Here is a 12,384-nt window from a genome sequence, read left to right on the forward strand (position 1 = left end):
CTCTTAAACTATTCAAATCATGAAACGACATTCTTTATCCATACAATGGTTGCCCGTATTGCTCGGAGGGCTGCTTACCACCACCTCCTGCAGCAAAAGCTTTTTGGAACTGGAGCCACGCGGCACCGAACTGGAAGACAATTTTTATAAGAACCAGGACCAGGTATTTCAGGGACTGATTGCTGTATACGATGTGATGCAATGGGGCAACTCGGGTGGCTATACCATGAAGATGCCTTTGTTATCGGCAGCCTCCGACGATGCGTATGCCGGTGGCAGTGATGCCAGTGATCAGCCCAGCTGGGTAGCCTACGATGATTTTACGCTCGATCCTTTCCGTGGTCCGCAACTGGGGCTTTGGCAGAAAGCCTATACGGGCGTATACCGCGCCAATCTTCTGCTGGAGAAGATCGAGAAAGTACAAAGCCTGTCTCCCGCCTTCAAAGCACGTACGATCGCAGAAGCTAAAACGCTGCGTGCTTATTTCTACTTCGACCTGGTGCGTTTCTTCGGCCGTGTACCGCTGATACTGGGCGCCATCCCTACTTCCGAATTGTATAGTCAAAAGCAGGTTGAAGCGCCCGCCGTCTATGCACAGATCGAGAAAGACCTGAAGGAAGCACGTCCCGACCTGCCCCTCACCCTACCGGCAGCTGAATATGGCCGTTTCCCGAGAGGGGTTGCCACGGCTATACTTGGCAAGGTTATTCTCTACCAAAATGCGCAAAACAGGATGGCCGAAGCAGCAGCGTTGCTGAAGGAAGTCAACACCTCACCTGCCTATCACCTCCTGGCCAATTATGGCGATATCTTCCGCCCCGATAATAAGTTCCATGCAGAGTCGATACTCGAGATCCCCCACTCCAACCTGGCTGCCTGGGGCGACTGGAACTGGATCAATGGTGGTGAAGGCAATGTAGCCCCTCAGTTCGTCGGCGCCGCCGACTACAATGGCCCTACCTTCTCAGGAGGTTGGGGATTTGCCCCGATTACCGAGTCCCTGGTGGACGCCCTGAAGAATGATCCGCGTTTTGTACATACCATAATCGATGGAAAGGCCATGCAGGCGCAAGGCGCGAAATACAATGCGCGCTACCAGAATACCGACTACTTCATCCGTAAATATGCTCCGGTGACTGCTTACCGCAGCAGCGTCGGTACCGCCGAGATCAACTGGCCGGTCAATGAGATCGAGATCCGCCTGGCGGACACCTACCTGCTGGAAGCAGAAGCACTCGTACGTGGAGGTGCCGATGCCAACCGGGCACAGTACCTGCTCGATACCGTGCGCCATCGTGTGGGACTTGCCACCGTACCCGCTACCCTCGACAACATCTACAAAGAACGCCGGCTCGAACTGGCCACCGAAGGACATCGTTTCTTCGACCTGGTACGGAGCGGTAAAGCGGTGGAAGTACTGGGCCCCCGTGGTTTCAAAGCCAATAAAAACGAGGTGCTGCCGATCCCCCAGCAAGAGATCGATGTAACGAACAAAGTGCTTGAACAAAACAAGGGCTATTAATCCTTTAAACTATCAACTATGCAACAGCGGTTCAATCCCTATAAGTTTTCCTGGTTACTCCTGCTGGCTACGCCTACCCTTTTTCCGGGTTGTAGCCCCAAAAGCAGTTATGGCGATATCGGCACCAAACCCAAGGCTGCCTTTACAGTAACCCCCATCAGTGGCCAGGTCAATAAATACCTGCTGACCAGTTCAACCGATGACGCCTTCTATTTCCGTTGGAATATCGGTGATGGGGGCGGCGCGCGCGTGGGCAAAAAGATCGACACGGCTTACTACCCCGACAAGGGCGACTATACCATTAAGTTACTCGTGATGAGCGATGGCGGCATCGACTCGGCCAACATCAAAGTATCGGTGGCAGCCGATGATCCCAATGGCTGTTCGGGCCGTAAAGCCTTGTTGACGGGTTGCTCGTCCAAGACCTGGGTACTCGACCAACCCGGTGGTGGTGCTTTATGGGTAGGTGATCCCGGCGGTGGCCAGTGGTGGGCCAGCGGAGAAGGTGATGTGGCAGGACGCCCCTGCGCCTTTAATGATGAATATACCTTCAAAAAAGACGGTAGCTTTATACGCGATGTAAAAGGCGATGTACGGGTAGATGACGAGGGTGGCAATCCCTGGCCTACCGATATTGCCTTGCCGGTTGGTTGCGCTACGATGGCACAGATACCTGCCAAATACCAGGCATGGGGCAATGGAAATTTCACGTTTAAAGTAATTGCCAACAACAAACTGCAGGTGATCGGCAATGGCGCTTATATGGCCCTGTACAAAGCCGGGGAAGCGGGCACCTCTGGCGTACCGGAAAGCGTAATCACCTATGATATTCTGGAAATGACCGCTACCAAAATGGTGCTCAACAAAAAATATGACTGGGGCCAGTGGAAGTTCACCTTCAAGGCCAAGTAAGTTTTGCGTCACAGTTAATAACAGCAGCCACCGCCCTTCCGGGTCTTCGTGACCGCAGGAAGGGCGGTTTTCAACCAGCCGCTACCCTCATGTTGATCTTATACCCGAATTGAATATTTTATTATGCAAACAAGAACGGTTCATCCCATGCTAATAACGATTGCGACTTGTTTATTGTCGCTCGGGCTGTCTTCTGCCGGCTGCAGTAAAAGCAGCGGAGGGGGCGGCAACGGCGGCGATATTCCTGTGGTACCCGCTATTTCCATCAACGACGTTACACTCTTTGAAGGCAATAGCAGCAACACCGAATTTGAATTTGCCATCACCCTCGATAAAAAGACGACGAAAGAGGTGTCCCTGCAATATAGCATCACGGCAGGCAAAGCGGTAGCCGGGCAGGATTATATCGTACCCACCAACACCAGCATTACCATCCCTGCGGGGGCCACCAGCGCCAAACTGATCGTACTTGTGGTAGGCGATGATATCAAGGAAGGAGACGACGACTTCACCGTTCAGTTGCAAAGCCCGGTAAACGGCACCCTGCTAAAAACATCCGGCGGCGGTACCATCCGTAACGACGATACTAAAATAGGCTATAACAACACCGGGTACGATGCCCCGACTTCTTACCCGGGTTATGTTTTGAAATGGGCCGACGAGTTCAATGCCACGTCACTCAACACCACCATTTGGAGTCACCAGAATGGTGATGGTTGTCCCAACGTCTGCGGCTGGGGCAACAATGAACTGGAATACTATACCGATCGCCCCGAGAACCTGTTTTTCCAGAATGGTAAGCTGATCATCGAAGCGCGTCCGGAAGCTTTCCAGGGTAAAAACTATACCTCCTCCAAGATCATCACGCAGGGCAAACAGCCGATCAAGTTTGGCCGTATCGATATCCGCGCGGTATTACCCCGCGGCAAAGGCATTTGGCCGGCCTTCTGGCTGATGCCGGAGAAAAGTGTATTCGGCGGATGGCCCAAAAGTGGCGAGATCGACCTGATGGAAGTGGTGGGTCACGAACCTGCCAAAACCCATGGCACCTTGCATTTTGGTCCAGGCCCGGGCAGTACACAGATCACCCGCAGCTGGTCGCTCCCATCCAAAACCTTCAATGATGAGTTTCATGTATTCTCGCTGGAGTGGAAGCAGGACCAGATCCAATGGCTGGTAGATGGCCAGGTATTCTCCACGGTCAACAAGGCCGATCTGGGGGCCAACAACTACCCTTTCAATGAAGAATTCTTCGTGATCTTCAACCTGGCGGTGGGTGGTAACTGGCCGGGTAGTCCGGAGCCCAATACCTATTTTCCGGCCTGGCTGATCGTAGACTATATCAGGGTGTACCAACAGCCCTAAACATATTGGTTTTCAGTGGATCGTGCCGGCTTTCTGTGTTTACGGGAGCCGGCATTTTTCTTTTTTGTAACTTTGCGGCTTTTATACCAGTACGTTTTGGTCAATATAGCACATATCCAACTACCCGATTTCCCGCTCTTGCTGGCGCCCATGGAAGACGTGAGCGATCCGCCTTTCCGGGTGGTGTGTAAAGACAATGGCGCCGATCTGCTCTACACCGAATTCATCTCCAGCGAAGGATTGATCCGCGACGCCATCAAAGCCAAACGTAAGCTGGATATTTTCGATGAAGAACGTCCGGTAGGAATACAAATATTTGGCGGCGATGAAGAACGCATGGCCATGGCCGCCCGCATCGTCGACGTGACCAAACCCGACCTGCTCGACATCAATTTCGGCTGTCCCATCAAAGGCATTGTAGCGCGGGGCGCTGGTGCCGGGGTGTTGAAAGATGTAGACCTGATGGTGCGACTGACCCAAGCCTGTGTGAAAAGTACCAGCCTTCCCGTAACGGTAAAGACCCGGCTGGGTTGGGATGATGATACGAAGAATATTGAAGAAGTAGCTGAACGCCTGCAGGATGCCGGCATCAAAGCACTCGCCATACACGGCCGCACCCGTTGCCAGTTGTACAAGGGCGAAGCCGACTGGACACTCATCGCGAAAGTGAAGAACAATCCCCGCATCAAGATCCCCATCTTTGGCAACGGCGATATCAATACACCACAAAAAGCACTGGAGTACAAGAACCGCTATGGCGTAGACGGTATCATGGTAGGCCGTGCCGCCATCGGTTATCCCTGGATCTTCCGCGAGATCCGGCATTACCTCAATACAGGCGAAATGCTACCCGCCCCCACCCTCGAAGAGCGTGTGGCCGTAAGCCGAAAACAACTCCTCAAATCTGTAGCCTGGAAAGGTCCGGTAGCAGGTATCTATGCCATGCGCCGCCAGTATCTTTATTATTTCAAGGGACTACCCGGATTCAGTGAAGTAAAACAACGTTTGGTCACTGCACCCGATATCGCTACCGCCGATACGGTGTTGGTGGACATGCTGACACGTTATGCGGGTTACCAGTTTGAACAAGCCCCCATCGTATTGAAGAATTACCACGAAACCTGCTCTTTATAATTGCAGCAGCCGCACTTCAAAAATATTGGCCGTGGACATATTGTCTTTGCCTACAAATTTAACGGTGATGACTGCTGGCTTATCTGCCAATACGCTGGCGGGCAACGGGAGATCTGTGGTGATGAATTGCTCTGGTCCCGAGCCATCAGCGGATACCGTCGTCACCAACTGGTCATTCATATACACCTCATATCGCCGGTTGCGCTCTTTGCCCCAGGTCGTAATCCGCAAGGTTTTCGCTTTACCCTCCCTGTTGCGCAGTTGATAACTGAACCAGCCTTTGGCATTGCGGAAACTGCGCTCGCGGAATAAACCATTCTCCGTTTGTGCACCTGTAAAACCATGATCATTTTCAGGTTGCTGCTCGCCGCAGTGCACCACATCGACAGTCTGTGCTTCAAGCGCCAGTCCCGCAGTTTCTATGCTTTTCAAACGCTCCCTTACCTGTGGCAGGCTGTCCTTCGTCGTGTAGGGGAAATAAATAACATAACGGCTGTTATGAATGGTATAGAAGGGTTGCAGACGCAGGTGTTGGTAGGCGGGCTGATCGAATAGCCGGGTAGCTTCAAACCGCAGTTGCCCCTTGTTCACCAGCTGGCTGCTCCAGTTAGCAGCAGGTTGGCCCGTATTCGCCGCTTCCACGACCAGGGGCGCTTTTTCCAGTGGCTCCAGCGGGCCGGCGGCAATATGTCCCATGCGGCTGCCATCGGCCAGCAATCCATCCAGACGTACGGTATCCGTAGCGGCAGCCAGCACAAGCGGACCGTATACAAACGAGATCCAGGAAGACTGATCGGGTAAAAATTCGGATGTAACGACCATTGGCAATTCCAGTCCGACCTGGTCACCGGTCTTCCACAGCCGTTTGATGGTATAGTAACCAGATGCAGCATCGTATACCGGCTTTACCACCTTCTTGTTCACGCGTATCACCATATTGGCGGCTACCCACGCGGGGCGACGCAGCCGTAGTTGAAATGTTTGGGGTTTCGTCAACTGTAGCTTGATCGTGTTAGCCGATTCAGCAGGGAAAGCCGTTTCCTGCGTCACCGTAATGCCCTTCTCTTTCCAATTGAGCACAGAGGGAATGAACAGGTTCACGTATAAATCGGTTTTATCGTGCGCGTAAATCATCTCCCCATACTTGCCGTGGTTTTCAAGTCCCGATCCTACACAACACCAGAAGCCGTCCTGTGGCTGACTGTACACGCGGTAATGATTGGGACGCATCGGTGTAAAATATACGAAACCACCACCTGGTCTTTGAGAAGAGAGAATATGATTATAGAGCGTGCGTTCGTAATAATCCATATACTGGCCCGCAGGTTTGCCGAGGAAGAGCTCCTTCGACAATTTCAGCATATTGTACGAGTTGCAGGTCTCCGGACCTTCGCGCGACTCGATCATCGAACTGAAGTCATTGGCCGGGTGGAAATGTTCCCGCACACTATTACCACCAATGGACACCGTTCGGTGCTCCACCACGGTATGCCAGAAGAAGTCGGCGGCGCGGTGCCAGGCCGTATCTTTTTCGATATTGGCGATACGTTGGTAGCCGATCACTTTCGGTATCTGCGTATTGGCATGTATGCCCGTAAGTGCATCCTTGTTTTGCAATAACGGATCGAGTATACGCCGGTCGGAGAAACGACGGGCCAGTGTGAGGTATTCTTTGTTACCGGTGCTGGCACCTATATTCGCAAACACTTCATTGAGGCCACCATGTTCGCTGCGCAGCATTTGTTGAACCTGCTCGTCGGTGAGGTTGGATACCAGCCGCACGCACCAATCGGTCAGTTTAACCAGCACTTCTTTGGCTTGCTGGTTACCGCCAATCGTCCAGGCATCATACAGGCCCGCATACAGCTTGTGAATATTGTATAAGGGTACCCATTTGCCATTGAGCGAAAAACTGCCGGCATCGATCTTACCCGCGGCAATCTCCTTCCACATGGCTTTACCGCCCGGTACGCCACCCACATAACCGTCACCATTGGCCTGCTGGCATTGAGCCAGTTGGCCTACCATATAATCCAGGCGGTCTTTCAACGCTTTTTCACCGGTGGAGGCATACATGAGCGACAAAGCGGTCAGGTAATGTCCGCCGACATGACCATCCAGGCCCGTATTCTCCCAGTTGCCATAAGACGGTGCTTTCATGGGCAGCCCGGCCTCGCGCAGGAATGGAAACAACAGACGGTCGGCATCGAGCGCCAGTATATATTGCTGATCAGTTTGCTGGGCTTCTTTGAAAGGGCCATCGAGCAGGCGAACTTCCTGCAACGGGAAGGTGGTCGTTTGGGCAAAACCAGTTACAGCGATACCTGTCAAACAAAAAGCGAGGGTAAGTGGCTTGATCATATGATACGTTCTTCAACGCTAAAAGTAAAATAATTCGGGCAGGGAAAGCGGTCGCGGGTCAGATTGAGCCGTTAAGACCAGCTTAAAAAAAGGATCGCGAACCTAGCTCCCTGGGTCCACGATCCATCGACCATTGCTATTATTGCGGGTAGCCCGTATTCTGCTTCAGGTTACCATTTTTATTGATCTCTACCCGGGGGATCGGGAAGAGGGCTCGGTAGTCACCGTTGGGGGAATGCGAGAACCATGATTTTTTGGTGAACACACCAAAACGTATCAGGTCCTGGCGACGGCGGGCTTCCTGGTTGAATTCCCAGCCCAGCTCGTCTAGAAAACGGCCATACTGAATATCCGCACCACCTTCATTGGTCGAGGCCAGGTGGTTGCGCAGACCGTAGTCATACGAACTGCCGCCCTGCAGTTGTGCACCCGTCACCGTCGCTTTGCCTGGATTGCTCCGGAAATTGCGGGCACGCACTTCGGTAACGATTACTGCTGCCTCATCGGCCTTCCCGGTACGCAGCAAGCACTCCGCCTTCATCATCTTGATATCAGCAAAGCGGAAAAGCGGCCAGTCGTTGTTGAGCTGTACGTTGGCGCCTTTGGCGATCTCGAATTTACCAAGGCGGAACCCATTGGTCTCATCACTTTCATCGATACCCGGCACACTGTTCACAAAGATGAGGGGCTTGCCGTTGGAGGCGCCCATATTGCTCACCAGGGGCACACCACTGGCGGTGTACTGCTGCCCTTGTATCCAATTGGCTTTGAGCCGCGCATCATCGGGATCATAGGAACTGATGGCCTGCGGAATGGCACAGATGCCACCCCAGGGGGCCGACTTCAGGTTATACGTAGCCTGGTTGGCCGGCTGCAGGGTTTGCATGTGTATATCGAAAGCATTCCAATCGGTGGTATAGTTCTCGTCAATGGGCAGGGCGAAGATGATCTCTTTCGAACCTTCATTTTCCGTCTTGAACACCTCGCGCTGGTCGGCCTCCAATACGTAACCGGCACCCGAGTTCAATACCGCATCGCATTGCTCGATACATTTCTGCCATTCGGCGGTGCCGGCAAATACCTGGGCATTGAGATACATCTTGGCCAGCAGGGTATGTGCCGCCCATTTGTTGAAACGGGCGTAAGTGGTCTGGTCGTTCTTCGTGCTGAGCAAACTGATATTGTCCGTGATCTCTTTTACAATGAAATCATATACCTGTTTACGCGTGCTTTGCTGTGGCAGGAAACCGGCGGGTACGTTGAAGTCTGTGACGATCGGCACATTGCCGTATAGGTCTACCAACACATAATAGTAAGAAGCGCGCAACACCTTCAATTCCGCCAGCACGTTCTCCTTGCCCTCTGTCATCGGGATGCCACCCGATTCGATCTGGTAGATAATACGGTTGCAATTGGTGATGCCTGCATAGGTACGCTCCCAGCAGGGGCGCACCACATCGTCATCAGCTGTCCACTTGTGCTCGTGCAGGCGACGGTAGATGCCACCATCTACCCACCCATTGGGACGGGCAGGTGTCACGACCAGGTCGGCGGTGTTTTCCTGAGCACGGTGTACACCGTTCCAGTTGAGCAACAGCAGGCGCCAATTGGTATAGGCACTGCCTACCAGCGAGTTGAGGTCATCGCCCGACGGGTTGAACTGCGAAGCAATGATAGCGTTATAGTTGGTGTCTTTGAGTTTGGTACAAGACAAGGTACAGGTGGCAGCTACAGCGGCGGTATAGATGAATCGTTTCATAATGATGCTGTATTTATCGTTAGAAATTTAAGTTTACTCCGATGGTATAGGTACGCGTCGTAGGATATTTGTCGCGATCGTCATTACCCGGTGTCAGTCCCAGGCGGTTCACTTCCGGATCGATGCCTTTGTAACCGGTGATCATAAACGTGTTCAGCGTCGACACAAAGAAGCGGGCCGATTTGATAAACGTGATGCCGGTATTGTTGAGGTTGAAGCCGAGCGTAATGTTGTCGATCTTCCAGAAATCGCCATCCTCGATGTAGTAGCTGTTGAATTCAAGGGGCATGTCCTTACTCAATACGGCTTTACCAAACACTTTATCATACGCCGACTTCATCCGGTTGTATTGCTGTATCTGCGTATTCTCATAGTACATACGCTGAAAGTTCAGTATCTGGTATTTGAAGGCGCCCCGCATGGTGATGCCGAGGTCCCAGTTCTTGTAGCGGAAATTATTATTCCAGCCTGCATAGAATTTTGGCAAACCATTGCCCAGTACTTTCTTGTCTTCAAAGGCGTGGTCGAGGTCATCGTAATTGACGGGTTTACCATCGGCGCCTTCATAGATCCATTTGCCATCGTTCGTAACGTCAATCACTTTAAAGCCATAGAAATTTCCGATCTCCTTTCCTACTTCTACGATATGGGTGAAGGTCTGGATGGGCTCACCGGTACCGCCGGCAGTAAACCAGGGATTCGTGAGCTTATACAGATCGTTAGAAAGATTGATCAGCTTGTTGCTGTTGGTCGAGAAGTTGACACTGGTATTCCACACAAAGGTCTTCGTCTGGACCGGCGTGTAGTTCACGATCACCTCGATGCCCTTGTTCTGCATCTTGCCCACATTGGCGCGGGTCGTGGTGAACAGGTTGGGCGGACTCGGCACCTGGTAGTCGTACAACAAGCCTTTGATGTTGCGCACATAATAGTCGATGCTACCAGACACTTTGCCTTTGAACATGGAAAAGTCCATTCCGATATTGGTCTCGTGTTTCTCTTCCCATTTCAACTCCGGATTGGGGTTCTGTGTGGGTCCGAGGGTTTGTGTCCACTGACCATTGAGGTAATACCAACCAGTATAACCAAGCAGGGATACACCGCGAAACAGGTCATTGGGCTGCGTACCGGTAACACCGTATCCTGCACGGATCTTGATATCGTCGAACAGGGTTTGGTTCTGCATGAAGCTCTCCTTCGTCAGGCGCCAACCTACCGATACTGCCGGGAACAGGCCCCAGGGCTTTTTGGCCCCATAGAGTTGGCTGGCCGCTTCGTAGCGCAAGCTACCCAACAAGAGGTATTTATCAGCATAGCTATACGTAACACGTCCGAAGAAGCCAATGAGGTTGGTCACACTTTTGGTACTGCTTTGTGGGGCAAGACCTTCTTTGAGGGCACCGCCAAGGCCGATGTTGTTGTAGCCAAACTGGTCGGTGGGAAAATCCCAGTTCTGCATCCAATGGTCGCTGTATTCATTCTCCTGGTAGCTATAACCGCCGAGTACGGAGAACCGGTGATCATCGATGGTCTTGCTGTAATCAGCGGTCAGTTCCAGGAGGCGATCGATAGATTCCCGGCCACCTACTGAGGCATACCCATTGCGGGAGTCACGGCGGGTGGAGATATGTTCCTTGGTTTCGGCATAGCCGCGGCTTTGGTTAAACTTGGTGTAGGACAGCAAAGCATTGAGGCGTAAACCACGAACCGGCAGGATGGTGATATTGGTATTGTAACGTGTGTTCTGTGCGGTATTCTGGCCATCGCTTTCGTAGAGGCGCGCCAGTGGGTTCTCGTAGTTGAATTGACCGGGCTGTTCATCCCAGCGTCCGTCTGCATCTTTAATAGGCTGCGTAGGATTGCGAATGAGCGCCTGCCGGTAGGTGTATCCGTTGAAGCTGGCGCCATCACCGGTGGTGTTGTATTTGTTCTGCGAATTGATGACGCCAAAATTGAACTTCAACCGGTTGTTGAACATGTTGTGGTTGATATCGATGCGACCCGTAAAGGTGTTGTTGTTCGACTTGAGGAACACCCCTTCCAGCAAACGGAAGTTGAGGTTGGCGAGATAATTGGTCGTACTGTTGCCACCCCGGAAAGTCAGGTTGTGGATATTGCTGATGGGCGTTTGCGAGATTTCGTTGAGCCAATCGGTGGAAGCACCTTTATCGAGGTCGGCAGCGCGGTCACCGCTGGCGATTTGCGCGCGGTAATCGGCCGCCGTCAGCATATCGAGTTTGCGAGCAATGCTCTGGGTGCTGACAGAGCCACTGTATTCTACCGAGCTGGTGTAATTGCCGCTGGCCCGCCGGGTGGTAACGATGATCACCCCATTGGTACCACGGGTACCATAGATGGCGGCAGCCGATCCATCCTTCAGCACATCGATCGATTCGATGTCTTCCGGCGCAACGGTTTTCAGGTCGCCGGGAATACCGTCTACCAGGATCAGCGGGTTGCTGTTGGCACCCAGCAAGGTGGTACTACCCCGCAGCAGGATCTGCGAGCCGCTGGTGGGGTCACCGCTGGGAGCGGATACTGAGAGACCTGCTACCTTGCCCTGCAACAATTGTCCGGCGTCGAGCACATTGCCCTTGGTGAAATTCTCGGACTTTACGGTAGCGATGGAACTCGTTACTTCCGCTTTACGTTGGGCGCCGTAACCGATCACCACTACTTCTGTCAGGCTTTTAGAGGCCGTTTGCAGTACCACGGTAAGGGAAGCTTTGCCGGCTGCGGGCAGGTCTTGCGACAGGTAGCCGATCGACGAGAAGTTCAGTACGGCTGCCTCTTTAGTAAGCGTGATGTTGAAGCTGCCGTCGCTGCCCGACATGGCGGTGTTGCGGGTACCCAGCTCAGTGATGGTCACCTGCGGGATACCTTTGCGGGCACTGTCGAGCACGATACCCGTAAGGGTAATCTTTTTCTTGACCGGATCCGTACTGGCAGGCGCGCTGGTTGGTTGCCCACTGTTGGCAGCAGCTGCTGCGCCTTCTATACGGTCTTTGGCAACGATGGTATAATAATTAGGTTTTACGTAGAGGAAAACGATGTTGTGTGGGTACAGTACTGCTTTGAGCACTTCTTCGGTCGTTCGTTTTTCTACATTGGTAAAGTCGAAGCTGGTTTGTTTTCCATCGAGCAGAGCGGCATCGTAGACAAACTGGGTGCCGAAGGCCTGGGTTACTTTTTTCAGGGCGTCCTGGAGGGAGATCGATTTAGATGGGGCCTGCTCAAAGGCGGTTATCCATAGCAGGCAACAGGATGCGACAAGGCATCTTCTCAAATGATAAGCAATCATGGTGGCAATTTTAAAATAAGCGGTCAGTCA

General features: G+C 52.6%; 7 protein-coding genes. 4 read left to right on the top strand and 3 right to left on the bottom strand.

All coding sequences use genetic code 11. The features are described from left to right. The first annotated feature begins 19 nt into the window (after positions 1-19). From P2W70_RS18295 to dusB, 4 genes are all read left to right on the top strand, one after another. The gene (locus tag P2W70_RS18295; protein ID WP_276482952.1) at positions 20-1,522 is read left to right on the top strand and encodes a RagB/SusD family nutrient uptake outer membrane protein; all 1,503 of its coding nucleotides are present in this window, start codon (positions 20-22) and stop codon (positions 1,520-1,522) included. 18 nt (positions 1,523-1,540) lie between these two features. Beyond that, entirely contained in the window at positions 1,541-2,434 is an 894-nt protein-coding gene (locus P2W70_RS18300; RefSeq protein WP_276482953.1) for a PKD domain-containing protein, read from the top strand. A gap of 147 nt (positions 2,435-2,581) precedes the next feature. Next, entirely contained in the window at positions 2,582-3,799 is a 1,218-nt protein-coding gene (locus P2W70_RS18305; protein WP_276482954.1) for a family 16 glycosylhydrolase, read from the top strand. 96 nt (positions 3,800-3,895) lie between these two features. Next, a complete protein-coding gene (dusB, locus tag P2W70_RS18310) occupies positions 3,896-4,933 on the top strand; it encodes a tRNA dihydrouridine synthase DusB (protein ID WP_276482955.1) in 1,038 nt (345 codons plus the stop codon). On the opposite strand, the gene P2W70_RS18315 is transcribed toward dusB, so the two are convergent. The 3 genes from P2W70_RS18315 to P2W70_RS18325 form a co-directional block, all read right to left on the bottom strand. Beyond that, complete coding sequence (locus P2W70_RS18315; protein WP_276482956.1) at positions 4,928-7,294, bottom strand: glycoside hydrolase family 127 protein; 2,367 nt, start codon at positions 7,292-7,294, stop codon at positions 4,928-4,930. The two genes, dusB and P2W70_RS18315, sit on opposite strands and share 6 nt — an antisense overlap. Before the next feature lie 139 nt (positions 7,295-7,433). Next, the gene (locus tag P2W70_RS18320; RefSeq protein ID WP_276482957.1) at positions 7,434-9,053 is read right to left on the bottom strand and encodes a RagB/SusD family nutrient uptake outer membrane protein; all 1,620 of its coding nucleotides are present in this window, start codon (positions 9,051-9,053) and stop codon (positions 7,434-7,436) included. A 19-nt stretch (positions 9,054-9,072) separates the two neighbouring features. Continuing rightward, entirely contained in the window at positions 9,073-12,354 is a 3,282-nt protein-coding gene (locus P2W70_RS18325) for a SusC/RagA family TonB-linked outer membrane protein (RefSeq protein WP_276482958.1), read from the bottom strand. Positions 12,355-12,384: the final 30 nt, after the last annotated feature.

Origin of the sequence: Paraflavitalea pollutisoli (genome assembly GCF_029360705.1) — a bacterium.
In the GTDB taxonomy this organism is placed as follows: domain Bacteria; phylum Bacteroidota; class Bacteroidia; order Chitinophagales; family Chitinophagaceae; genus Paraflavitalea; species Paraflavitalea pollutisoli.

What these genes read in the sequence shown, in the direction of transcription:
- P2W70_RS18295 (WP_276482952.1), top strand. Translation starts at nt 20, where the DNA reads ATGAAACGACATTCTTTATCCATACAATGGTTGCCCGTATTGCTCGGA.
- P2W70_RS18300 (WP_276482953.1), top strand. Translation starts at nt 1,541, where the DNA reads ATGCAACAGCGGTTCAATCCCTATAAGTTTTCCTGGTTACTCCTGCTG.
- P2W70_RS18305 (WP_276482954.1), top strand. Translation starts at nt 2,582, where the DNA reads ATGCTAATAACGATTGCGACTTGTTTATTGTCGCTCGGGCTGTCTTCT.
- P2W70_RS18315 (WP_276482956.1), bottom strand. Translation starts at nt 7,294, where the DNA reads ATGATCAAGCCACTTACCCTCGCTTTTTGTTTGACAGGTATCGCTGTA.
- P2W70_RS18320 (WP_276482957.1), bottom strand. Translation starts at nt 9,053, where the DNA reads ATGAAACGATTCATCTATACCGCCGCTGTAGCTGCCACCTGTACCTTG.
- P2W70_RS18325 (WP_276482958.1), bottom strand. Translation starts at nt 12,354, where the DNA reads ATGATTGCTTATCATTTGAGAAGATGCCTTGTCGCATCCTGTTGCCTG.